This window comes from Methylobacter sp., assembly GCF_004322395.1.
GTDB lineage: Bacteria > Pseudomonadota > Gammaproteobacteria > Methylococcales > Methylomonadaceae > Methylobacter_A.
On the sequence record NZ_SCTW01000009.1, the window covers coordinates 51,936 to 74,017 of the forward strand.

26 protein-coding genes and 1 tRNA gene are annotated in these 22,082 nt (G+C 49.3%); 20 read left to right on the forward strand and 7 right to left on the reverse strand.

Translation table 11 applies throughout. The annotated features are described in order from the left end of the window. Window positions 1–44: 44 nt before the first annotated feature. Genes rluD through EPO18_RS01595 form a run of 3 tightly spaced genes read left to right on the forward strand, consistent with a single transcriptional unit; the run spans window position 45 to window position 2,683 of the window. Window positions 45–989 (forward strand): 23S rRNA pseudouridine(1911/1915/1917) synthase RluD, encoded by a 945-nt coding sequence (rluD, locus tag EPO18_RS01585; RefSeq protein WP_292429575.1) that lies wholly within the window; start codon window positions 45–47, stop codon window positions 987–989. Further along, window positions 976–1,863 (forward strand): purine nucleoside phosphorylase YfiH/LACC1 family protein, encoded by an 888-nt coding sequence (locus tag EPO18_RS01590; protein ID WP_292429578.1) that lies wholly within the window; start codon window positions 976–978, stop codon window positions 1,861–1,863. Before rluD ends, EPO18_RS01590 begins: the two co-directional genes overlap by 14 nt. Window positions 1,864–1,867: 4 nt before the next feature. Continuing rightward, the gene (locus tag EPO18_RS01595; protein WP_292429580.1) at window positions 1,868–2,683 is read left to right on the forward strand and encodes a ZIP family metal transporter; all 816 of its coding nucleotides are present in this window, start codon (window positions 1,868–1,870) and stop codon (window positions 2,681–2,683) included. A gap of 180 nt (window positions 2,684–2,863) precedes the next feature. Here EPO18_RS01595 and EPO18_RS01600 read toward each other — a convergent pair. The 7 genes from EPO18_RS01600 to speE form a co-directional block, all read right to left on the reverse strand. After that, window positions 2,864–2,940 (reverse strand) — tRNA-Arg (locus EPO18_RS01600). Window positions 2,941–2,972: 32 nt separating this feature from the next. Continuing rightward, window positions 2,973–4,976: a DNA helicase Rep gene (rep, locus tag EPO18_RS01605; RefSeq protein WP_292429582.1), complete on the reverse strand. Its 2,004-nt coding sequence runs from the start codon at window positions 4,974–4,976 to the stop codon at window positions 2,973–2,975. 72 nt (window positions 4,977–5,048) lie between these two features. Further along, a complete protein-coding gene (locus EPO18_RS01610) occupies window positions 5,049–5,345 on the reverse strand; it encodes a type II toxin-antitoxin system RelE/ParE family toxin (protein WP_292429584.1) in 297 nt (98 codons plus the stop codon). Then, the gene (locus EPO18_RS01615) at window positions 5,339–5,518 is read right to left on the reverse strand and encodes a hypothetical protein (RefSeq protein ID WP_292429586.1); all 180 of its coding nucleotides are present in this window, start codon (window positions 5,516–5,518) and stop codon (window positions 5,339–5,341) included. The genes EPO18_RS01610 and EPO18_RS01615 overlap by 7 nt, the downstream gene beginning before the upstream one ends. Window positions 5,519–5,583: 65 nt before the next feature. Beyond that, window positions 5,584–7,095 carry a YifB family Mg chelatase-like AAA ATPase gene (locus tag EPO18_RS01620; protein WP_292429588.1) on the reverse strand — a complete coding sequence of 504 codons (1,512 nt, stop codon included), beginning with the start codon at window positions 7,093–7,095 and terminating at the stop codon, window positions 5,584–5,586. 19 nt (window positions 7,096–7,114) lie between these two features. Continuing rightward, entirely contained in the window at window positions 7,115–7,375 is a 261-nt protein-coding gene (locus tag EPO18_RS01625) for an accessory factor UbiK family protein (RefSeq protein WP_292429590.1), read from the reverse strand. A 211-nt stretch (window positions 7,376–7,586) separates the two neighbouring features. Next, window positions 7,587–8,435, reverse strand: coding sequence for a polyamine aminopropyltransferase (speE, locus tag EPO18_RS01630; RefSeq protein ID WP_292429592.1), 849 nt, complete (start codon window positions 8,433–8,435; stop codon window positions 7,587–7,589). A gap of 90 nt (window positions 8,436–8,525) precedes the next feature. On the opposite strand from speE, the gene speA reads away from it, so the two are divergent. From speA to EPO18_RS01715, 17 genes are all read left to right on the forward strand, one after another. Continuing rightward, on the forward strand, window positions 8,526–10,364 hold the full coding sequence (gene speA / locus EPO18_RS01635; RefSeq protein ID WP_292429595.1) for a biosynthetic arginine decarboxylase: 1,839 nt from the start codon (window positions 8,526–8,528) through the stop codon (window positions 10,362–10,364). A gap of 73 nt (window positions 10,365–10,437) precedes the next feature. Beyond that, window positions 10,438–10,620, forward strand: a complete 183-nt coding sequence (locus tag EPO18_RS01640) for a type II toxin-antitoxin system HicA family toxin (protein ID WP_292429598.1) — start codon at window positions 10,438–10,440, stop codon at window positions 10,618–10,620. Next, complete coding sequence (locus EPO18_RS01645; RefSeq protein ID WP_292429600.1) at window positions 10,617–11,027, forward strand: type II toxin-antitoxin system HicB family antitoxin; 411 nt, start codon at window positions 10,617–10,619, stop codon at window positions 11,025–11,027. Before EPO18_RS01640 ends, EPO18_RS01645 begins: the two co-directional genes overlap by 4 nt. A 71-nt stretch (window positions 11,028–11,098) precedes the next feature. Continuing rightward, the gene (locus tag EPO18_RS01650) at window positions 11,099–11,524 is read left to right on the forward strand and encodes a UPF0158 family protein (protein WP_292429603.1); all 426 of its coding nucleotides are present in this window, start codon (window positions 11,099–11,101) and stop codon (window positions 11,522–11,524) included. Further along, entirely contained in the window at window positions 11,521–12,636 is a 1,116-nt protein-coding gene (locus EPO18_RS01655) for a hypothetical protein (protein WP_292429605.1), read from the forward strand. The genes EPO18_RS01650 and EPO18_RS01655 overlap by 4 nt, the downstream gene beginning before the upstream one ends. 110 nt (window positions 12,637–12,746) lie before the next feature. Then, window positions 12,747–13,010: a DUF2024 family protein gene (locus EPO18_RS01660; RefSeq protein ID WP_292429607.1), complete on the forward strand. Its 264-nt coding sequence runs from the start codon at window positions 12,747–12,749 to the stop codon at window positions 13,008–13,010. A gap of 47 nt (window positions 13,011–13,057) precedes the next feature. Continuing rightward, window positions 13,058–13,915 (forward strand): NAD(P)-dependent oxidoreductase, encoded by an 858-nt coding sequence (locus tag EPO18_RS01665; RefSeq protein ID WP_292429610.1) that lies wholly within the window; start codon window positions 13,058–13,060, stop codon window positions 13,913–13,915. 203 nt (window positions 13,916–14,118) lie between these two features. Then, window positions 14,119–14,295 carry a rubredoxin gene (locus EPO18_RS01670; protein WP_292429613.1) on the forward strand — a complete coding sequence of 59 codons (177 nt, stop codon included), beginning with the start codon at window positions 14,119–14,121 and terminating at the stop codon, window positions 14,293–14,295. A gap of 1 nt (window position 14,296) precedes the next feature. Next, entirely contained in the window at window positions 14,297–15,304 is a 1,008-nt protein-coding gene (locus tag EPO18_RS01675; protein WP_292429616.1) for an NAD(P)/FAD-dependent oxidoreductase, read from the forward strand. A 22-nt stretch (window positions 15,305–15,326) separates the two neighbouring features. After that, window positions 15,327–15,749, forward strand: a complete 423-nt coding sequence (locus tag EPO18_RS01680) for a VOC family protein (RefSeq protein ID WP_292429619.1) — start codon at window positions 15,327–15,329, stop codon at window positions 15,747–15,749. Between the two features lie 111 nt (window positions 15,750–15,860). Then, on the forward strand, window positions 15,861–16,514 hold the full coding sequence (gene bluB, locus EPO18_RS01685; protein ID WP_292429623.1) for a 5,6-dimethylbenzimidazole synthase: 654 nt from the start codon (window positions 15,861–15,863) through the stop codon (window positions 16,512–16,514). Continuing rightward, window positions 16,505–17,539, forward strand: coding sequence for a nicotinate-nucleotide--dimethylbenzimidazole phosphoribosyltransferase (cobT, locus tag EPO18_RS01690; RefSeq protein WP_292429626.1), 1,035 nt, complete (start codon window positions 16,505–16,507; stop codon window positions 17,537–17,539). The genes bluB and cobT overlap by 10 nt, the downstream gene beginning before the upstream one ends. Further along, complete coding sequence (locus EPO18_RS01695) at window positions 17,529–17,747, forward strand: addiction module protein (RefSeq protein WP_292429628.1); 219 nt, start codon at window positions 17,529–17,531, stop codon at window positions 17,745–17,747. Before cobT ends, EPO18_RS01695 begins: the two co-directional genes overlap by 11 nt. Before the next feature lie 188 nt (window positions 17,748–17,935). Further along, window positions 17,936–18,757: an adenosylcobinamide-GDP ribazoletransferase gene (gene cobS, locus EPO18_RS01700; RefSeq protein WP_292429795.1), complete on the forward strand. Its 822-nt coding sequence runs from the start codon at window positions 17,936–17,938 to the stop codon at window positions 18,755–18,757. Further along, window positions 18,742–19,305: an alpha-ribazole phosphatase gene (gene cobC / locus EPO18_RS01705; RefSeq protein ID WP_292429630.1), complete on the forward strand. Its 564-nt coding sequence runs from the start codon at window positions 18,742–18,744 to the stop codon at window positions 19,303–19,305. Before cobS ends, cobC begins: the two co-directional genes overlap by 16 nt. A gap of 43 nt (window positions 19,306–19,348) precedes the next feature. Continuing rightward, a complete protein-coding gene (locus EPO18_RS01710) occupies window positions 19,349–20,368 on the forward strand; it encodes an aminotransferase class I/II-fold pyridoxal phosphate-dependent enzyme (protein ID WP_292429633.1) in 1,020 nt (339 codons plus the stop codon). Between the two features lie 263 nt (window positions 20,369–20,631). Further along, the gene (locus tag EPO18_RS01715) at window positions 20,632–22,032 is read left to right on the forward strand and encodes a cobyric acid synthase (protein WP_292429635.1); all 1,401 of its coding nucleotides are present in this window, start codon (window positions 20,632–20,634) and stop codon (window positions 22,030–22,032) included. Window positions 22,033–22,082: the final 50 nt, after the last annotated feature.

Sequence of the window (22,082 nt, forward strand, 5' to 3'; positions counted from 1 at the left end):
CCAGCGAGTATAACTTAACAATAGGTTAATCAGAAGAACTTGTTATGACAAGATTAACGGCAGAAGTGCCATTTGAAATGGCCGGCATGCGCTTGGATCAGGTGCTTGCCGAATTGTTTACGGATTATTCGCGCAGCAAGCTGCAAACTTGGGTTAAAGCCGGCCGGGTGCAAGTCAACGGTTTGGCTCTTAAGCCAAAAGACAAGCTGGACGGTGGCGAACTGATAACGCTGGATGCCGAGGCGGAAGTCGTGGTGACCTCTGAAGCCGAAGCCATTCCTTTGGATATTATCTTTGAAGATGAAAGTATATTAATTGTAAATAAACCGGCAGGCTTGGTTGTGCATCCGGCAGTAGGAAACTGGAACGGTACGCTGCTGAATGCGCTGCTGAATCATGATCCGAATCTGGAAACCTTGCCCAGAGCTGGCATAGTGCACAGGATCGATAAGGAAACCAGCGGACTGCTGATGATTGCAAAAACCTTGCAAGCTCATAACAGTTTGACCGGGCAGTTACAGGACCGAGATATTACTCGCGAGTATCTGGCGATCACCCGCGGCCGGATGACGGCAGGCGGTACGGTCGATGAACCTATCGGCAGGCACCCGACCGACCGCAAGCGCTATGCGGTCAGGGAGAATGGCAAGCATGCAGTGACCCATTATCGGGTTGCTCAGCGTTTCACCCGGCATACTTTGGTTCAGGTTAAGCTGGAAACCGGCCGTACCCATCAGATCAGGGTGCATATGGCGCATATCCGTTTTCCGTTGCTGGGCGATCAGGTTTATGGCGGACGTTTTCAAATGCCGCCCGATTGCAGCGAACGGCTGGAAAAGGAATTGCGTAGTTTCAAGCGCCAAGCCTTGCATGCGGCAAAATTGGGTTTGCAGCATCCCGTTACCGATGAATATTGCGAATGGGAGCAGCCGCTTCCCGAGGATATGACCCGATTGCTGGAAGCGTTGGCGGAAAATGAACGGGATTAAGCACTGGCTAGCTCCGGACTGGCCCGCTCCGGCTAATATTCATGCGGCAACTACGTTGCGTAGCGGCGGAGCCAGTTGCGGTGCTTACGCCAGTCTTAATCCGGCCATGCACGTGGGCGACGATGTTGACTTGGTCAAGCAAAATCGGCAACTGATTAAAGAATTGCTAACTTTACCTAGCGATCCGGTTTGGCTGGATCAAATACACAGCAATCGAGCAGTGCAGGTACATTCCACTTTTGCAAAGGGGGGCCGGGGGGATTTGAATTTGCAACAAGCCGACGCTGGTTACACGGCTGAGTCTGGGGTTGTCTGTGCAGTGCTGACAGCGGATTGTTTGCCGTTGCTGGTCTGCGCGGCTGACGGAAGTCAAGTAGCCGCTATTCATGCCGGTTGGCGAGGCTTGTTAAGAGGGGTGATAGGCAATACCATAACTGCAATGGAAATCCCCCCTAGCCCCCCTTTTACAAAGGGGGAAGTCAGTCAGCCCCATCTCAACCTCTCTTTTATAAAGGGTGAGGCTGCTCAGCTCTCAAATATCGAACCCAATCCCCCCCTTTGTAAAAGGGGGGCTAGGGGGGATTTTCTGGTTTGGCTGGGCCCTGCAATCGGCCCAAACTGCTTTGAGGTAGGCGCTGAAGTGCGGGATGCTTTTCTGAAGAAGTCGACAAAATTCACGACGGCTTTTACAGAGCAAAGCAACGGCAAGTGGCTGGCGGACATTTATCAGCTGGCTCGGATCGATTTGGCTATGCTGGGCATCGATAAGATTTACGGCGGCGGTTTTTGCACCGTCACCGAACATGAGCGTTTTTATTCTTATCGTCGGGATAAACAAACAGGCCGGATGGCTACGTTAATATGGAGAGAATAAAATAGTGGGTTTATTGATATTAATTATCATCTTTACCGCAGTTGGCGGCGTGTTAAGCGTTATGGCGGCGGCGGTTTTTCTATTGCTGCCGGACCATCGCAGGCATGCGGTGTTGCCGCACGGTATCAGTTTTGCAATAGGCGCATTATTGGCAGTCGCCTTTTGGGGATTAATCCCCGAAGCATTTGAAAAAGTGAAGCCGGAACAGTTTCAAGTATTATCCGGAACAATTTTGGCGGGTGTGCTTGGTTTTTTTGTATTGGAAAAGCTGCTGATTTGGCGGCATTGTCATTCCGGCAATTGCGAGGCTCATGGCGATGAAGATGATGATCACGGGCATAGTCACAATCATGGCGCGGTTAAGTCGGCTGGCGCATTGATTATTCTCGGTGACGGTATCCACAATTTTGTCGATGGAGTCTTAATCGCGGCAGCGTTTTTGACCAATGTGCAATTAGGGATAGTCACCAGTTTGGCCGTTGCCGCGCATGAAATTCCACAGGAAGTAGGTGATTTCGCGATCTTACTGCATAGCGGCTATTCCAAAAGCAAAGCGCTTTTTTACAACATACTCGCCAGTTTAACCACGGTTTTGGGCGGCATATTGGCATATTTTGGACTGGAAAATTTACATGACAGTCTGCCGTATTTCCTGGCATTGGCAGCCTCAAGCTTTATTTATATCGCAGTGGCCGATTTGATACCGTCTTTACACAAAAAAACCGACATCAAAACATCATTGCAACAGATCGCCTTGATTGCTTTGGGCGTATTGTTGATCTGTTCATTGCATAGCATTGTTCATGATATGGGATTTTAAAGCTTTTGGCTTATTCCGAATTAGCAGTTGAGACGGATTGCTTAGCGCGGCGGATCCGTCTACAAATAATGGGTCTTACAGCGTTCGCATTTATCACTTGCAGGCAATATTCGGCGACAACAAAATATCGATTTGCGTGGATCAAGGGAAGAAATAAAAGTGCATGTTTTCATGCATAAATGGCGCGCCCGAGACGATTCGAACGTCCGACCACAGCCTTCGGAGGGCTGTACTCTATCCAGCTGAGCTACGGGCGCGTAGCGTGTATTCTAACCGATCGACGCTGCAATTACGACAACATTGTTTTCAAGTGCGCCAGACTCGCTTTGCCGCGCTCTTTAATAACTTCCGGGGCCAGCTGTTTTTTGTTGACCCATTCCAGGTCGTCTTCGGGCAATTCGCTCAAAAACCGGCTGGGCTCGCATTCGGCGACTTCGCCGTATCGTTTGCGATGGGTGCAGTAGCTGAACGTGCAGGTGCGCTGGGCGCGGGTGATGCCGACGTAGGCCAGACGGCGTTCTTCTTCTATGTTGTCGGTTTCGATGCTGTTTTGATGGGGCAGGATATTTTCTTCAATGCCGATCAAAAACACATGCGGAAATTCCAATCCTTTGGCGGCATGCAGGGTCATCAGGCTGACCTGGTCGCTGGCTTCGTCTTCCTGGCTGCGTTCCAATATGTCCATCAGCATGATTTTGGCGACGATTTCCGCCAACGGCTTTTGGCCGTCGGTTTCTTTATCGGCAATGCGTTTTAGCCATTCGATCAGTTCGTAGACATTTTTTAGCTTGCGGTCGGCGGAGTCCTTGGTTTTGCTTTCTTCCTGCAAATACTGCGGATAACCGATTTGGTCGATGAACTGTTCGATAACCGCAAAGGTATCGCCGCGCTCGATACGGTCTGCGGTATCGATGACCCAGTCGCGGAATTTTGTCAGCCGGTGCATGGCTTTTTCGGACAGTTTTTGGCTCAAGCCGAATTCGGCGCTGGCCGCAAACAGGCTGATATGCCGCTCATTGGCATACGCGCCGAGCTTTTCCAAGGTGCTCGGGCCGATTTCGCGCTTCGGGGTATTAATCACGCGCAAAAACGCTGCATCGTCGTCCTGATTAACGAACAAGCGCAGGTAACCGAGGATGTCCTTGATTTCCGAATAGGCAAAAAACGAGGTGCTGCCGCTGATGAAATACGGGATGTTGTTTTCCCGAAGGCCTTTCTCAAACAAGCGGGACTGATGGTTGCCGCGATACAAAATCGCATAATCCTGGTAATTGCTGCCGGTCTTGAATTTATGGTGAATGATCTCGGACACAATCTGCTGGGCTTCGATCTGCTCGTCTTTATGACTTAAAACCCGCAGCGGATCGCCGTAACCCAGCTCGCTCCACAGCCGTTTTTCAAAGGCATGAGGATTGTTGGCGATCAGCTGGTTGGCGACTTTAAGGATGCGCCCGGTGGAGCGGTAATTTTGCTCCAGTTTGATGACTTGCAGGCGGGCGTAGTCTTTTTGCAACTGCGCCAGATTTTCCGGCTGCGCACCGCGCCAGGCATAAATGGATTGATCGTCGTCGCCGACCACGGTAAACCGGCCCAAGTTGCCGGCGATCAAACGCACCAACTGGTATTGGGTGATATTGGTATCCTGGTATTCATCGACCAGCAAATAGCGGATCTTGTTTTGCCACTTTTCCAGGATGGCTGGGTATTGTTGAAACAGCAGCACCGGCAACAGAATCAAGTCATCGAAATCGACCGCATTGTAGGCTTTTAAACTGCGAGTGTAGTCGATGTACAGATTGGCCGACGGGTATTCGTTGGCTTTAGCGATGGACACGGATTGCTCCGGCGTGACAAAGGCGTTTTTCCATTGGCCGATTTGCCGGGCATAGCTATCGACGTTATCGATGTCGCAATCTTTTGCGCCGTGGCTGATTAAGTTGCGCAGCAGCGTGTATTTGTCTTGCTCATCAAACAGCGTAATTCCGGTTTTATAGCCCAGCGTCTTGGATTCCGCCCGCAAGATATCCAGACCCAGAGAATGAAAGGTCGAAACCCGCAGGCCGCGTTGTTGCTTGTCGTCCAGCAATTTGGACACCCGGCTTTTCATTTCCCGGGCGGCTTTATTGGTGAAGGTCACCGCCGCAATATGCCGCGCAGGTAGGCCTTGCTTGACCAGATAAGCAATTTTTTCGGTGATCACCCGTGTCTTGCCGCTGCCTGCTCCGGCCAGCACCAATAAGGGATGATCAATCGCTTTGACAGCGGCTTGCTGTTGAGGGTTTAGTTTGGACATTGATGATTTAGCTTATGCTGGAACAGAATGCTGTTTCACTTACGATAGCGGTGGCTTCTTGTAGAAAGTATATCAATCGGGCTTTATATTCCAGCTCTGCAAGTCTTGTCGCTTATGCACGATAGTTAAAATATAAACTTGCTCATTCTTTACTTCATAAATAATACGATACGAATAGAGTGATAACTCTCGTATATTTTTATCTTCCATTTCCGGCACTACGCGGCCCATATTGGGTAAGCCGCTTAAAATGCCGGTTTTCTCTCGAATATCTTGAGCAACCTTTTTAGCGTAATGCTTGGAGTCGTTAGCGATATAATCATAAATAGCACGAAGATCAGTCTTGGCGATTTCCGACCAAATCACCATGAATCAATTTCCCGCTTCAGATCTTCACTACTTAAAACTCGTTGTTGTTCGACAGCCTGTTGCGCTTTTTGAATTTTATCCACGACATAGAGTTGATACATGATTTCGTCTATATCGGCATCTTCAGGTAGCTTGTTTATAGTATTAAGGGCTGCTTGTTTAACAGCTAGCATGGCGCACCTCGATAAAGTTTTGATTGAATCAATATGAGAATCTACATTCTACACAGTACAACGTATTAAACACTACGATCCAGTTTACGATAACCAATCGCCTCGCTTAAATGCGTGGTTTCTATATTTTCCGATTGGGCAAGGTCGGCAATGGTACGCGCCAATTTCAAAATCCGGTGATAGGCTCGATGCGATAGGCCGAATTTATCCATCGCCTGCTCTAAAATCCGGTGGCTCGTTTCGGACAGCACGCATAATTGTTTAACTTCTTTGGCTGTCAGCGCCGAATTGGCTTTGCCGCTACGTGCTACGGCCAAGTTGCGAGCCGCAACCACGCGCTCTCTGATTTGTTCGCTGCTTTCTTCGCCGTCCGGCGAACCTTTGCGCAACACTTCGTGCGAAATTCTGGGCACTTCCAGATGCATGTCGATACGATCCAGTAATGGCCCTGACACTCTTGCTCGGTAGCGCATCACCTGCTCGGACGTGCAATGACAACGGCCCGAAGCATCACCCAGAAAGCCGCAAGGGCATGGGTTCATCGCCGCGATCAACTGAAAGCGCGCCGGGAAATCGACTTGCCGGGCGGCGCGAGAAATGGTGATATGCCCGGTCTCCAGCGGCTCCCTTAACACTTCCAGAACTTTGCGGTCGAATTCCGGAAGCTCATCAAGAAATAAAGTTCCATTATGCGCCAACGAAATTTCACCGGGTCTGGGATTACTACCGCCGCCAACCAAGGCCGCGGCTGAAGCTGTGTGATGAGGTGCACGATACGGTGGCTTTAGCCAGTTGGCGACATCCAAACCCTGATCGCTAATAGACGCAATCGCTGCGCTTTCCTGCGCTTGTTGCTCGGTCAATAGCGGCAGGATAGTCGGCAAGCGCGATGCTATCATCGATTTACCGGTGCCGGGCGGCCCCAACATAATCAGGTTATGCGCACCGGCAGCAGCAATTTCGAAAGCCCTTTTGACGTGGTATTGGCCGTGCACATCGGCAAAGTCTATATCGGCTGCCTTTACGGCCTGCTCTTCCTGCTGAAACTCAACCTGTATCAAGTGCTGCCCGGTCAGATGTGAGCAAACTTCCAGCAAATGCATGGCCGGAATGATTTCAATATCCTTGACTAGCGCCGCTTCGGCAGTATTTTCCTTGGGCAATATCAGTTTTCTGCGGTTGCTGCTTGCTTGTATCGCGATGGGTAACACGCCGTTAATAGACCGCAATTCGCCGCCCAGCGACAACTCGCCGACGCACTCGTAGTGGTGAAGATGAGCAACCGGAATCTGTCCGGACGCGGCCAGAATCCCTAACGCGATAGCCAAATCGAATCGTCCGCCTTCCTTGGGTAAGTCAGCCGGAGCCAGATTGATGGTGATCCGCTGCATAGGAAACTCAAATTTGGAGTTTAATATCGCGCCCCGAACCCGATCCCTGCTTTCTTTGACCGCCGTTTCCGGCAAGCCGACGATATTAAGCGCCGGCAGGCCGTTGGAAATGTGAACCTCAACGGTGACCAAGGGCGCTTCTATGCCGGAGCGGCCGCGACTGTAAACAACCGCTAAGGAAGACATGGCTGCTTTATCCTAAAGCCTACATATCTTCTTTGTTTAACAACTGCTGTTCCATTTCGGCGACGCGCTTTTCCAGGTCTTCGAGTTTCGAGCGAGTTTTTGCTAAAACCAGCTTTTGCACTTCGAACTCTTCGCGGGTCACCAAGTCCAGCTTGCCTAACGCGCCTTGCAAAATGCCATGGAAGCTTTTTTCAAGATCGTCTTTCAGGGCATTCAAGCCCGGAGGTATCGCGCCAGCCAAACGGTTGGCAATATCGTCAAGGGATTTAGGATCAAACATTAGGGTAATCTCATTTTATTAAAAGGTAGTAGCTTACAAAATAGCACACAAATAACACGGATAAGCACTGAATGAAATGGAATTTAGGCGCAAGACGAAAGGCGAAAGGTGTTTCTAGCCTTTTGCCTTTCGCCCTTTGCCTTCTTATCCGTTTAAATCCATCTAATTCAGTGTCATCCGTGTTCTACTAAAGTTAGAGCTGAATATCGACTTATAAATTAAACGCTTTTTTAACAAACTCAGGCTGCGCCAAAGACGCTCTGTGTATATCGACGTTATAGTAAGTTGTATCGAACTGCTTGTTTGCGCTATCCGTTTCCCTGAATTTACTCAGATCGCCTTTGCTGGCAATCGTCGCGCTCCACCAGCCGGATGGATACAGGCATTGCGGAAAGAACAATGTCTGCAAATGACTCAAACCGGCGTTGCTCATTGCGCCGCGCATTTCGCCGATCAGCTTTAAATGATACAGCGCCGATTCGCTTTGCTGTACGACCATGCCGTTTTCCGACAGACAGGCAAAGCAGTCGCGATAAAACTCTTCGCTGAACAAACCTAAAGCCGGGCCGACCGGGTCGGTGCTGTCAACGATAATAATATCCACCGAATTCGGCTCGGCGTCTTTGACCCATTTAATGCCGTCGATAAATTTCAGGTCGGCCCTAGAGTCGTTATTGGATTCGCATAACTCCGGAAAATAAATTTCCGCCAAGCGCGTTACCCGCTCGTCAATATCAATCTGCACCGCGTGTTCTACCGATGGGTGCTTTAACACTTCCCTTAACGTACCGCAGTCGCCGCCACCGATAATCCACACTCTTTTTGGATTGGGATGCGTGAACAAAGCCGGATGGCTCATCATTTCATGGTAAAAAAAGTTATCGCGGGTCGATACCATCGTGCAACCGTCGATTATCATCAGATTACCGAAGGTTTCAGTCTCATAAATTTCAAGGTGTTGAAACTCGGATTGCTCCTCGTGCAGCTTCCGTTTAATTTTTAGCGAAAAAGCCGAACCGGCGTCTGCGTGCTGCTCGGTAAACCATTCGGATGGGTTCATAGTGCGTGGATTCCTGAGAAAATAAATGCGTTAAGATTTCATCATTATATTAGAATTCGGCATCTTTTAGGCATAAAACGGAGTTAAATAGTGAATTTAAGTCACAGCAAACCCTGGTCGATCGAGCAGTCTGCACACACTTATGCAATAGACAACTGGGGACAAGGCTATTTTTCGATCAACGCCGACGGGCATGTCTCGGTAAAGCCCTGCTCCGATAAGGACGTGGTGTTGGATTTGTACGAAATCGCCCAATCGCTAAACGACAAAAAACTATCCCTGCCTGTGCTGGTGCGGTTTACCGATATTTTAAAAGACCGCGTGAGCCAGCTGTCACGCGCTTTCCAAAAAGCCTGCATCAATAACGATTATCACGGCAGCTACACGCCGGTTTATCCGATTAAAGTCAATCAGCAACGCAAGGTGGTTGAAGGCATTTTAGCCGCCGACAACATCGGCCTCGAAGCGGGCAGCAAGCCGGAATTGCTGGCGATTATGGCGCTGTCCAACAAAGGCGTGGTGGTTTGCAACGGTTACAAAGATCGCGCTTATATCCGTCTGGCGCTGATCGGCCTGAAAATGGGCCTGAATCTGTACCTGGTCATTGAAAAGCCGCTGGAGCTGGAATTGATTATCGAGGAAGCGGCGCGCCTTAATATCAAGCCGCAACTGGGCGTCAGGATCAGGCTGTCCAGTATCAGTGCCGGAAAATGGCAAAACAGCGGCGGCGAAAAATCCAAATTCGGTTTTCATGCCTATGAAGTGTTGCAGTTGGTTAAGCGCCTTAAGCAAGCCGACTTGCTGGATACTTTAAAACTGATGCACTTCCATATGGGTTCGCAAATTGCCAACATTCATGACATCAAAATAGCGCTGAAAGAAGCCGGGCAGTTTTACGTCGAGCTGCACCGTCTGGGCGCTAATGTGAAAATCGTCGATGCAGGCGGCGGGCTGGGCGTGGATTACGACGGCAGCCATTCGCGGCGCGAATCGTCGATCAACTACAGCCTGGATGAATACGCCCAGAATATCGTGCGCAGTTTTGCCGATATTTGCGCGGAAAAACAGGTGCCGCAGCCGGACATCATCACCGAATCGGGCCGCGCACTGACCGCTCATCATGCGGTGCTGATCACCAACGTGACCGATATCGAATCGGTTTACACAAACCATGCCGAGCTGCAAGCCCTGCCGGAACCGCACAATCTGGTCGAGCATTATCACGATGCGCAGTTCGATTTATCGGAAGCCCGAGCCCAATTTACTCAGGACAAACTAAGCATTACCGGACTGGCCGAAGCGGAGAATAACTATGCGCTGCTGTGCCGCCAGCTTCAGAATAAGCTGAATCCCAATAATCAAAGCGAAGCCACGATATTGCAGGAGCTGAACGAAAAATTGGCCGACAAAGTGTTTTGCAATTTTTCGCTATTCCAGTCCATGCCCGACATTTGGGGGATCGATCAAATCTTCCCGATCATGCCGATCCACCGGCTGGACGAGCAGCCCACGCATCGCGCCGTTATCCAGGATTTGACCTGCGATTCCGACGGCCGCATCGACCAATACGTTGAAGGCCAAAATATTGAACAAACCCTGCCGGTGCATGAAATCGACAGCAAACAGCCGTACCTGATCGGCTTTTTCATGCTGGGCGCATACCAGGAAATATTGGGCGACATGCACAACCTGTTTGGCGACACTCACTCGATTAACATAGAACTCGACGACAAGGGTTACCATTTTTATGACCTGCATGAAGGCGAACACGTCTCCGATTTGCTCGATTATGTGCATATCAATTGCGAAGACTTGAAAGCCGCCTACCGAGAAAAACTGGCTAACAGCGATCTTAGCGAACAGCAACGGCAGGAATATGAGCAGGAACTGCTTGCTGGATTGACGTCTTATACTTATCTGGAGAAATAGGGTCTGTCCAACATATCATTGATAACAAAGCCGAACAATCCCGAAGCAGACTAAAGTATGTATAATACACACCATGAATAGCGCGGAACTTATCAAGCGCTTGCAAAATGACGGCTGGGTTTTGCGGGGCGTCAAAGGCTCGCATCATGTGTTTACGCACCCCGCCAAACCGGGCCATATCAGCGTGCCGCACCCGCGCAAGGATTTGGGAAACGGACTGGTGAATAAACTATTGAAACAGGCGGATTTGAAATGAGATACCCAATTGCAATTGAACCAGGCGATGAAACCCATGCGTATGGAGTCGTTGTACCCGACCTACCGGGCTGCTTTTCAGCAGGCGATAGCTTGGACGAGGCAATCGTTAACGCCAAGGAAGCCATCGAATTGTGGATGGAATCGGTTATCGAGGATGGCAATCCTATTCCAGAGGCCGCGCCCATTGCCAAGCATCAAGCAGACCCCGATTTTGCAGGCTGGATTTGGGCCGTTGTGGAAGTGGATTTATCCAAACTGTCGGGCAAAGCCAAACGCGTGAATATTACTCTGCCGGAGCGGGTTTTGACTGCGATCGATCAAGCAGCAACGCGTTTTGGAGACACCCGTTCCGGCCTGTTAGCGAAAGCGGCCTTGGAATATGTTGAGCGGCACACGTCGGTTTGATGCACCTGAAACCTTAAACTGCTTGCTGATCGTAATCAACAAAGCTCAAATTGAAAGAAGATGGAGACCTTATGACTTCCCTGAAAATCAATCTTGACGACATTATCCAAGCCCTGACCACACGCTTCGATATGGTGGAAGGGGGCTTTTACTTGGACACCGAAACCGGCGACATCCTGCTCAGTACCGAAGGTCTTGACGAGGGCGACCTGCCTGAAGACCTGGAAGACAATCCGCGCTATCGCCTGATCGATCCCCTAGCCTCCCATGAATCGTTCCAAATCATGGAAGATTTCGTTGACAGCCTCGGCGATACCAAAGAAGCGGGTAAACTCCAAGAAGCACTTAACCGCCGCAAACCGTTCCGTCAGTTCAAGGACACTTTGCACGCCCACACGAATTTAAGCGATGCCTGGTACGCGTTCGAGCAGCATGAGTTGAAGCGTCTGGCCGAGGAATGGCTTGAAGAGAATGGGATTAAGACGGAGTGGGTTTGACTATACAATTACGTGCTATGGATTCAGAGCTAGACCTTATAAAAATGCGGGATGAAGTTCTCCGAAAGATTGGCAGAAACTTGCTGAACTTTCAAAAAATAGAACTCATGCTCAAGCACTTAATCACAAATGGCCGAATGTCCGGCCCTATGAGCGAATTCAAGGAAAATCAGGAACGACGAGCAGCGGTAGTTCACAAACAAACGATGGGGAATTTGGTAGGTCAATTTATTGAAAATACTTTCTCAGAGCATGACAATTCATCACAGTCAACGGCTGAACTTAAAGAGCCATATTTCTCTTTTTCCTTTACTGTGGACGCAGATGCCGATTTTTACGAAAGCAAAAGACAAGCACTGAAATCGCTGGTTGATGATCGTAATGACTTAATTCATCATCTGTTGCCACGATTTAATCCTGAATCGATTGATAGTTGCTTGGAGATCGAACAATATCTTGATCAACAGCGAGAACGGCTTATCCCGGAGTATGATCATCTCAAATCGTTAATTGAAAGCTTTGAAGAGGCAAAAAAAATCCATGCAGATTTTCTCAATTCTGAGGAAGGCATAAAACAGTTTAAGTTATCTTTCCTTCAACAAAGTCCTATCGTCGCATTACTACTCAACATTTCTACCCAACAGTCACGCTCAGATGGCTGGACATTATTGAGTGTGACTGGTCCGCAAATTCGACGGATTCTGCCTGGAGAATTGGAACAATTAAAGCATAAATGGGAATATAAAACCCTCAAGGAACTGATGCTAGTTTCTGAGTTTTTTGAGATTATCGAAGAACCTACTGAAAAAGGCGGAATTCGTGTGCTTTATCGCCCAAAACCTGAGCTGGCATATAGTGCTTTCAACCGTTTATTGAACTCATTACTAGACACTTCAAACAGAACAGCGAGAGCAGATGGATGGACTTTATTAAGCACTGCAATCCAGCAAATTGAGCAGACATTAGCTGAAGACTTTGCACTGGTAAAGGAGACATATGAGTGTGAATCCTTGAAAAGATTGATATTGGAATCGGAGCTATTTGATTTTTTTGAAGAGTTATCCAATAGAGATACCATCTATGAACTTTATAGACCTAAAACAATTGATTAAGGTACTCATCGCAAACCATTTATCGAGTTTCGCAGTCCATAGTATCTTTCCCAAGCTTACTGTTTTAAAAGTTACGCGAGCGCTCGATTTAACAACAAGGGAGAAAACTAATGCCCCTCTCACATGTATTCGACACTTACGCAAAAACCGCCCAAGGCAAAAAATTGCATTTTAATGTGATATTGGATGAACAAGACCAGCAAAAAGCGATTAGCTGTGCCAAACAATGGTTAGCCGGCATTGATCTGGAAGATGCGGTCGTAACTCCTGAAAACTGTTATTTTTATCATAGCTTGGAAGTCCCGGCAGCCATCAGAGCCGACATCGACAAGAATGGTTACGCTATTTATAAAATGGAAGGATGCCCCAAGTAATACGATTCGGTTAAACTGATCGTATTAAGCAACCTTGGAGGAATAATATGAAAGCAGGCATGATCGGGCTAGGTGCAATGGGCATCGGCATGGCCAGGAATATCGCTAAAGCCGGGTACTTGACCGGCGTTTATAACCGCACGGCCGCAAAGGCGCAAAGTCTGGCCGAAGAATTGAAGGTCATCGCCTTCGACCAGCCGGAAGACCTCGCGGCAAATGTCGATATAATCTTGATTTGCGTCTCCGCCGATCAGGATGTGCTGGCAATGGTTGAGGCGGTAGCCAAAACCATCAGGCCCGGCACTATCGTCGTCGATATGTCGACGGTCAGCAGCGATACCGCCAAGCAAGCCGCTGCTATATTAGCCGAGAAACAGACGGCATTTCTCGATGCGCCGGTATCCGGCGGCGTCGAAGGCGCTAAAAACGGCACATTGGCGATGATGGTTGGCGGCGATGCGGTCGCGCTGGAACAAGTCCGGCCGGTGCTGGAGACTATGACCCGCTGCATTATGCATATGGGGCCGACCGGTTCAGGTCAGGCTACGAAGGCGGTCAATCAAATCATGGGCGCAGGCATCAATCAGGCGGTGACTGAAGCTTTGGCCTTTGCCCAGGCTCAGGGTTTACCGATGGATAAAGTGATCGAAGTCATCTCCGGCGGCGCGTCGGGCAATTGGTTTTTGCAGCATCGCGGCGCCACGATGACTCAAGGTATCTTCACTCCGGGCTTTAAACTTGCGCTGCACCATAAAGACCTGCTTATCTGCCAAAGTATGGCGAAGCAAACCGGCGCATCGACTACGCTGATTGATACGACTATTGCCGATTATGAGCGGTTAATGACTCAAGGTTACGGCGATGAAGATATTTCGGCGCTGTATCGGTTAAAAGCAACAAACTGAAAGCTATCGGGGGAATTTTTTAAGCGTTTGAGTGGCCAAAGCAAGCTTTGGACTCCAGCAATGCCTGTTACCGGAGTTCAAAGCTTGCTTTGAACAGCGTTAAAAGCGAATAGCGGACAGATGCAACAGTGACGATTCGGATTGAAAATTAGAACAGACCTGTTAAAGTCGGCGGTGTTTTCAACATTAAATGAGGAATAACTATGCCCGATTACAAAAAATACCAATGCAGCGTTTGCGGTCATGTCTATGACGAAGCGGAAGGCGATCCGGATACTGGCGTTGCACCGGGCACCTTATGGGAAGATATTCCCGACGATTGGCGCTGCCCTGAATGCGGAGCGGAAAAAAGCGCATACGATTTAATGTCTAATCAATAGCATGCAGATCGTTATTATCGGCTCAGGCGTGGCCGGCGTCAGCTTTGTCGAGAAGTACCGCACGTTATCGGCCGATGACGAGATCACGTTGGTAACCAGGGAACGTGACGGCTATTATTCGCGGCCGCTGCTGTCCCGTGGTTTCACCAAGACCGATATTGAACAGTCCATCATCCTGAAGCCTTTTGATAAACTGCGCGAAAACAATATCAACGTGCTTTGCGGCGTGGACGTAACGGCTATTAATCGTACCGATAAATCCATAGCCATCTCCGGCAGTCAGAAAACGCTGCAATACGATAAGCTGATCATTGCGCAAGGTTCTGCCGCATTCATTCCGCCGCCATATAGACCGTTTGAAAAGCTGTTTTTTTGCCTGAACAGTCTGGTTGACTTGAAAGCCTTGCGACAATTTCGGCAAGATTTTTTAAACCGAAACCAACGGCCTAACTGGGGGATTGTCGGCGGCGGTTTAATCGGCTGCGAAGTGGCGTCCGATTTAGCGGTGGCAGGCGATAACGTGACCCTGTTTCATGCGACGGACCGGTTAATGGAACGTCAACTGGTAGCCGAGGATTCGGCTTTGTTGCTTAAAGTGTTGCAGGATTCCGGCGTCAAGGTGTTGTTAAACCAAGCGGTACAGGAATTTATCAAAGAAGACGGCAAGGTTTGCGTAAGAACCGAAGTAAAGGCCGAGTTTGACGGGCTGATAGTTGCTTGCGGATTCAAGCCGCGCACCGAGTTAGCGCAGCTTGCAGGCCTTGAAATAGGCCGCGGCATCAAAGTTAACCAACAGATGCAAACCAGCGACGAGTCCATTTACGCGCTGGGCGATATAGCCGAGCTGCCGAACGGGAAACTCTATGCCTTCATTTTGCCGATACGCAATCAGGCCTTATGGCTGGCGGAATTTATGGCCGGACAAAAACAGGATGACTGGACGCCACCGGCTTTCACCACCAAAGCCAAAGTACATGGTTTTGAGGCGGTTCATCCGTATAATGTTTAGTTATTCATCAGAGAGCTCACACATGAAACCTCGAATTACTGTCATTACCATCGGCGTGGACGACATAGAGTTATCACTTCGATTCTATCGTGATGGCCTTGGTTTGAAGACGGAAGGTATTATCGGTAAGGAATTTGAACACGGAGCAGTGGCTTTCTTCGACTTACAAGCCGGTTTGAAGCTTGCAATTTGGCCACGCAAGAGTATTTCCCATGATTCGGGCCTTCCTCTAAGCAGCGCAAGTCCTACGGAATTCACTCTGGGACATAACGTCTCGTCAAAAGCGGAAGTTAACGCAGTTATGGGACAAGTGAAAAACGCAGGCGCCGTTATTGTTAAGCCTGCTCAGGACACTTTCTGGGGCGGTTATGCCGGTTACTTTCAGGATCCTGATCAGCATCTATGGGAGGTTGTATGGAATCCCCAATTGGGAGTTCAGGATTGAGGCATAACATTTTTTCTGTGTTGTTTAAACTTTATTTAATCTTCCCTATTGCTTCGCTCGCAATAACAATAGAGTGCATTACATGCACACCTGCCGCAAAACAATCTGACCATGACCCAAAATCGTTACTCTGACGCGGAATGCGCCGCCGTCTATCGAGCCATTTTTGAGCGTCGCGATATGCGTCATTTTTTGCCCGATCCTATCGCTCCCGAATTACTGCTCCGACTGCTTAATGCCGCCCACCACGCCCCCAGCGTCGGTTTTATGCAGCCATGGCGGTTTATACGCATCAGTTGCCCGGAACTTCGCAAAGCCATCCATTCATTGGTCGAACAGGAACGTATCCGTACCGCCAAGGCTTTAAACGAACGCGAAGACGAGTTTATGAAACTGAAAGTGGAAGGTATACTGGAATGCTCTGAAGTGCTGGTTGCGGCCTTGTGCGAGCAGCGGGATCAGTATATATTCGGCCGCCGCACCTTGCCGGAGATGGACTTGGCCTCGCTAGCCTGTGCAATACAAAACATGTGGCTGGCGGCACGGGCGGAAGGCATCGGCTTGGGCTGGGTGTCGATGTTTGAGCCGGAAGCCTTAAAAACCCTGTTAAGCATGCCAGAAGGCAGTCAGCCGTTTGCGGTTTTATGCCTTGGACATGTCGACAAATTCTACGACAAACCGATGCTGGAACAAGAGCAATGGACTGATCGTAAAGACCTTAAAGATTTATTATTTGAAAACGTTTGGAATACACCGTGCCGCTAAATTTCGTCATCTCACCGCTAAGCTCAAAGCTAAGCGCTGCCTTACAATCCAAAATCGACCAAAAAACCAAGCCGCAAGGTTCTTTGGGCCAATTGGAATCCTTGGCCTTACAGATTGGGCGCTGCCAAAACAGCCTGACTCCGAGCCTGAATAAACCGTGCATACTCATTTTTGCAGGGGACCACGGCATTGTTGAATCAGGGGTCAGCGCTTACCCTCAAACCGTTACCGCGCAAATGGTCGCCAATTTTTTAGCCGGTGGCGCAGCGATCAGTGTTTTTGCCCGGCAACACAACATAGACTTATTGGTTGTCGATGCGGGAGTCAATGCCGATTTGGGCAGCCATCCTAAACTGATCGATGCAAAAATCGGCAAAGGTACCCAGAGCTTCCTGACCGGCCCTGCGATGACCGCAGAACAATGCACCAAAGCCATACAAGCGGGAGCGGAGCAAGTTTTGCGTCAACATGAAAGTGGCTGTAACTGCATCGGCTTTGGCGAAATGGGTATCGGCAATACCTCATCCGCAGCAGTACTGATGCACCGTTTAACCGGCCTGTCCTTAGTACGGTGCGTCGGTCGTGGCACCGGTTTAAACGATGCACAGTTACAACATAAAATAGTCATATTGCAGCGAGCGTTAAATTTGCATAGAGGCGTAACGGATCATTTAGACATCTTAGCCACTTTCGGCGGTTTTGAAGTCGCCATGATGGTTGGCGCTTATCTCAAGGCCGCCGAATTGGGCATGCTGATGTTAGTCGATGGTTTTATTGCCGGTACCGCGCTGTTGATTGCCCACAAACTGTATCCTAATGTTTTGGACTATTGCGTGTTCAGCCATGTTTCCAGCGAACAGGGGCATCAGACTTTATTGCATCAGTTCAAAGCAAAGCCTCTGTTGAACCTGGAACTGCGCTTGGGCGAAGGTTCCGGCATTGCGTTGGCCTACCCGCTGGTGCAATCGGCGGTCGTGTTTTTGAACGAGATGGCTACATTTGATGAGGCTGGGGTTGATCATTAAAAAGCAGGCGAAAGGTTCAAGACGAAAGGCCCAAGGTTTTTTTACCTTGAACCTTTCGCCTGCTTCAAAATTACCTGCCGACTTAGACACGCCCAATCCGGAAATCAATGCTATCTGGCGTAAAGAAGCACAAAAAAGATGGCAAGCCTATAAAGCAGGTGAACTAAAAACAGTAAGCTATGAAGCGGTTATGCAAAAATACCAATGAAAATACCATCGTTCCCACGCTCCAGCGCTCATCTTTGCACACAAGTCGATGGGAAGACCGTCATTCCGGCAGGGATTGCCGGAATCCAGGCTACATGGACGTACACAGTTCTACAAGAACCCGCTTCCCGGCGGATATGACAAGTTACTTGGATGCGTGTGTATAAAGATGAGCGCTCCACTACAGGAATGCAGCTAGTGACACTCCTTCGTCGCATTTGGCAACGCTGGAGCGTTGCCAAATGCGTTCCCACGCTGGAGCGTGGGAACGATAGACAGCTATTCCTGTTAGCCCTCAGCTTTTACACCCGTCTGCCCTATCTTCAAGCCTTGGATTACAAGCAGTTGCCTAGGGCTGTTATCTGTTTACCATTGATCGGCTGGCTGGTCGGCGGCGTAACAGCTCTAAGTTTTTACTTAGCTGATTTAATTTGGCCGCAGACTACGGCGATAATCCTGGCGTTAATCGCGGGCATTCTGATGACTGGCGCATTGCATGAAGACGGCCTTGCCGATGTCTGCGACGGTTTCGGCGGCGGCATGGACAAACAGCGCATCCTGGAGATCATGAAAGATTCCCATATCGGGGTTTACGGCTTTCTCGGACTATCGTTGATGCTGTTATTGAAGATCAGCGTGCTAATCGCAATGCCTGCTGCCGCAGTACCTTTAGTCTTGCTGGCCGGGCACAGCCTTAGCCGCTTGTCGCCGTTAATGCTGATGCAGCGTTATAATTATGCGCGCGGAAATGACAGTAAATCATCCGGAGCGGTTTATAAACCCAATCTTCAAGAGCTTGCTTTTGCTACCGTCGTCGCGTTGTTGCCGTTAGCTTTGTTACCCGTTTTGTGCGCGTTGGCAATTATTCCTGTGCTGCTTGCGACCCTGCTTTTGGGACATTATTTTTACCGCCGCATCGGCGGCTATACCGGCGATTGTCTGGGCGCAAGCCAGCAAGTTGCCGAAACTGTTTTTTATTTAAGCGTGAGTGCCTTATGGATATTTATTTAATTCGCCACACCCAGACGGCTAGCGATCCGGGTCTATGTTACGGTCAAAGCGATATTGCGTTGGCGGATAGCTTTCCTGATGAAATGGCAGACCTACATAACAAATTGCCCGAATTCGACGAGGACTGCAAGGTTTTCAGCAGCCCGTTAACACGCTGTCTGCAATTGGCTGAAACGTTTTCAGACACAGTAACCAGCGATGCGCGTTTGCAGGAGCTTAATTTCGGCGATTGGGAAGGCAAGAGATTCGATGACATTGAGCCCAATGCTTTGCAGCATTGGACGAGTAACTTTGTGACTGCGGCTCCGCCCAACGGCGAAAATTTTGAGGATTTGTATCGGCGAGCAGGCGACTTCTGGCAAGATCTGCTAGTGACCGGCGCAGAGCAGGTTATAGTGATAACCCACGCGGGCGTAATTCGCGCTTTGCTGGCGCGCGCTTTGAATATGCCTCTAGCCAATTCATTTCAGTTGCGGATAGATTCAGGTTCAGTGCATAAACTGCGTCAAGCTGACGATTATCTTTACATCGAATACATCAATTTATAATGAACTACGCTCGTAGCCATTACAAAGCAAGCTTTGGCCTGCAATGAACCACGGCGGCAATATTTATCGGTTCGCCCGGCGGCTCGGCTGCTTGCCTGAACAGGTGCTGGATTTTTCAGCCAATATCAACCCGGTGCAGGCGGTCGATCTAAGTTGCCTGCACAGCGTCCAACTTACACCGTATGCCGATCCCGATTACGGCTTGTTAAAACAGGCAATCAGACAACGCTATCCGGCTCCTGCCGGCGTTGATCTTGAACTGTTTAACGGCGCGAGTGCGGCCATCTTTGCCTTATTGCGCAGCTTGCAGCCGAAAGACTTGGTTTTATATACGCCGTTGTATGGCGAATATGCGCATATTGCCGGTGAGCTGGGTTGCACTGTACACAACATCGACAGGTTCAACCGCTTGTTGGCCGATATTCCCAAACGCAGCACCGTCATTTTTGTTAACCCGTCCACGCCGGACGGCCAGCTTTACGACCTGCAAGAATTGCTGGAAAAATGGCAGGGGGCAGACTGCACGATTATCATTGACGAATCGTTTTTGGATTTTTGCCCGGCTGATTCGGTTGCAGAACACATAACGCATTACGATAAACTTTACGTGATTAAATCGTTAAGCAAGTTTTACGGCTGCGCCGGTATCCGCATCGGCTTTATTCTGGCTGCAACAGCGGCGATAAAAGAACTGCAACGCTTGGAACCCGCATGGAAATTATCCAGCCTGGATATGGCTTATATGCAGCAGGCGCTGGCGAACACCGCGTTCATCGAACAGACCCGTCAGCAAACCGGATATTTACGGGATTTATTGCATCAAGCTCTGCAAGCATCCGGTTTGTTCGATAAGATTTATCCGGGCCAGGCTAATTTCCTGCTGGTGCATTTGGCAAACGGCAGCGATGGCTATCAGTTGCAGGCGCAATTGGAGCCTGCGCGGATCTTAATCCGCGTCTGCGACAATTTTGAAGGACTGGATAAAAGCCATGTGCGTTTTGCGGTCAAGGATGAGCAGGCCATAGCTCTGCTTGCCCATAGTTTTAAGAACATTAAAAAATAAAAAACATTCACCACGAAGGCACGAAGAGCACGAAGAAAAAACTTAGTGCATGTTAACTATGCTATGCGGAAAAGCCCTCTCCCACTGGAGAGGGTTGGGTGAGGGGGAATCTAAAACAAGGCAAAATGCTTTTTTGATCCCCTCATCCTAACCTTCTCCCGGAGGGAGAAGGGACTGTCCATCACGTTGAATAGATACCAAAATTTAAAACTTCGTGCCTTTGTGGTGAATAAGCTCTTCGACGCATTTAATAAAAACCAACAATGAAACCATTAGCCGTATTCGGTACCAGTTCAGACGCCGGAAAAACCACGCTGGTCATGGCCTTGTGCCGGATTTTTGCCGACCGGGGCTTGAAGGTCGCGCCATTCAAGGCACAAAACGTCTCGAATAACTCCGCGGTCACCAAAGAAGGCCGGGAGATTTCCAGGGCGCAATGTCTGCAAGCCGAAGCCGCGCGCATCGAGCCAAGTTACTTGTTTAACCCGGTATTGCTTAAGTCGCATGGCAACGGTTCCGTGCAGGTCATCGTCAACGGGCTGGTCTATCAAAACCAGTCGATTGCGGCTTATTATGCTGAAATCGACAACTTGAAACAGCAGGTCAAGCAGGCCTTTTCATTATTACAGCAGGACTATGAACTGATCGTTGCCGAAGGCGCAGGCTCGCCGGTCGAGTTGAACTTGCTGAACAAGGATTTGTCCAATACCTTTGTCGCGAACAGTTTCAATACCCAAAATATCCTGGTCGCGGACATCGAGCGCGGCGGCGTGTTTGCGTCGATTTATGGCACCTTGGAACTGATGGACCCGGTCATGCGCGACAACCTGATCGGGGTGGTGGTCAACAAGTTTCGCGGCGACCGGCGTTTTTTCGACGAAGGCGAAAAAATCATCGCCGAGCGTTTCGGCGTTCCGGTTTTAGGCGTGCTGCCGTTTAAGCCATTAAATATTGACATGGAAGATTCCCAGTCGCTGCGCAATTACCGGCAACGGCTGGACGATGCCAAAATCCGCGTTGCGGTGATCGCCTATCCGGGTCTCAGTAATTATAACGACCTTGATGTGTTGATGGCAGATGCCGAGCTTTATGTGGAGTTGATCCACGATTACCGTCCGCTGGAAAGCTTCGATATGGTGCTGTTGCCGGGCAGCAAAACCGTGATCCGCGATTTGCAATGGCTGAAAAAGCAGGGTTTGTTCAAAGAGATTTTGCAGTTCAATAAGCCGGTATTCGGTATCTGCGGCGGCTATCAAATGCTCTGTCAAAATCTACACGACCCTGATGCGATTGAACATGAAATTGCGATTGCCGAGCAGGGCTTCTGTTTTATCGACGATACGGTGCTTTATCAAAGCCCTAAAATACTCGCTCGCGGACAGTACCGGCTATTTTCATACGATATGATCAGCGGCTATGAAATCCACTGCGGCCGCATGGATAAATACCCGCTGTATTATCAGAGTGGCTTATTCTCCGGAACTCATGTGCATGGCATTTTCGATCACGATGCGTTTCGTACCGATTATTTTAAAACCATTAATCCGCAGTATCGGGGCTATACCTATTCGGATTATCGCGAAGCCGAAATACAAGGCTTTGCCGATATGGTCGCAGACAATTTGGATATAGCCGCCATTTTGCGGGCGTTACAGGTTTTATAATGGAACGCGGATGACGCTGATTGATCGGATAAACGCAGATAACAAAGAAA

What these genes read in the sequence shown, in the direction of transcription:
- rluD (WP_292429575.1), top strand. Translation starts at nt 45, where the DNA reads ATGACAAGATTAACGGCAGAAGTGCCATTTGAAATGGCCGGCATGCGC.
- EPO18_RS01590 (WP_292429578.1), top strand. Translation starts at nt 976, where the DNA reads ATGAACGGGATTAAGCACTGGCTAGCTCCGGACTGGCCCGCTCCGGCT.
- rep (WP_292429582.1), bottom strand. Translation starts at nt 4,976, where the DNA reads ATGTCCAAACTAAACCCTCAACAGCAAGCCGCTGTCAAAGCGATTGAT.
- EPO18_RS01610 (WP_292429584.1), bottom strand. Translation starts at nt 5,345, where the DNA reads ATGGTGATTTGGTCGGAAATCGCCAAGACTGATCTTCGTGCTATTTAT.
- EPO18_RS01615 (WP_292429586.1), bottom strand. Translation starts at nt 5,518, where the DNA reads ATGCTAGCTGTTAAACAAGCAGCCCTTAATACTATAAACAAGCTACCT.
- EPO18_RS01620 (WP_292429588.1), bottom strand. Translation starts at nt 7,095, where the DNA reads ATGTCTTCCTTAGCGGTTGTTTACAGTCGCGGCCGCTCCGGCATAGAA.
- EPO18_RS01625 (WP_292429590.1), bottom strand. Translation starts at nt 7,375, where the DNA reads ATGTTTGATCCTAAATCCCTTGACGATATTGCCAACCGTTTGGCTGGC.
- speE (WP_292429592.1), bottom strand. Translation starts at nt 8,435, where the DNA reads ATGAACCCATCCGAATGGTTTACCGAGCAGCACGCAGACGCCGGTTCG.
- EPO18_RS01640 (WP_292429598.1), top strand. Translation starts at nt 10,438, where the DNA reads ATGAATAGCGCGGAACTTATCAAGCGCTTGCAAAATGACGGCTGGGTT.
- EPO18_RS01645 (WP_292429600.1), top strand. Translation starts at nt 10,617, where the DNA reads ATGAGATACCCAATTGCAATTGAACCAGGCGATGAAACCCATGCGTAT.
- EPO18_RS01650 (WP_292429603.1), top strand. Translation starts at nt 11,099, where the DNA reads ATGACTTCCCTGAAAATCAATCTTGACGACATTATCCAAGCCCTGACC.
- EPO18_RS01660 (WP_292429607.1), top strand. Translation starts at nt 12,747, where the DNA reads ATGCCCCTCTCACATGTATTCGACACTTACGCAAAAACCGCCCAAGGC.
- EPO18_RS01665 (WP_292429610.1), top strand. Translation starts at nt 13,058, where the DNA reads ATGAAAGCAGGCATGATCGGGCTAGGTGCAATGGGCATCGGCATGGCC.
- EPO18_RS01670 (WP_292429613.1), top strand. Translation starts at nt 14,119, where the DNA reads ATGCCCGATTACAAAAAATACCAATGCAGCGTTTGCGGTCATGTCTAT.
- EPO18_RS01675 (WP_292429616.1), top strand. Translation starts at nt 14,297, where the DNA reads ATGCAGATCGTTATTATCGGCTCAGGCGTGGCCGGCGTCAGCTTTGTC.
- EPO18_RS01680 (WP_292429619.1), top strand. Translation starts at nt 15,327, where the DNA reads ATGAAACCTCGAATTACTGTCATTACCATCGGCGTGGACGACATAGAG.
- bluB (WP_292429623.1), top strand. Translation starts at nt 15,861, where the DNA reads ATGACCCAAAATCGTTACTCTGACGCGGAATGCGCCGCCGTCTATCGA.
- cobS (WP_292429795.1), top strand. Translation starts at nt 17,936, where the DNA reads ATGCAGCTAGTGACACTCCTTCGTCGCATTTGGCAACGCTGGAGCGTT.
- cobC (WP_292429630.1), top strand. Translation starts at nt 18,742, where the DNA reads ATGGATATTTATTTAATTCGCCACACCCAGACGGCTAGCGATCCGGGT.
- EPO18_RS01710 (WP_292429633.1), top strand. Translation starts at nt 19,349, where the DNA reads ATGAACCACGGCGGCAATATTTATCGGTTCGCCCGGCGGCTCGGCTGC.
- EPO18_RS01715 (WP_292429635.1), top strand. Translation starts at nt 20,632, where the DNA reads ATGAAACCATTAGCCGTATTCGGTACCAGTTCAGACGCCGGAAAAACC.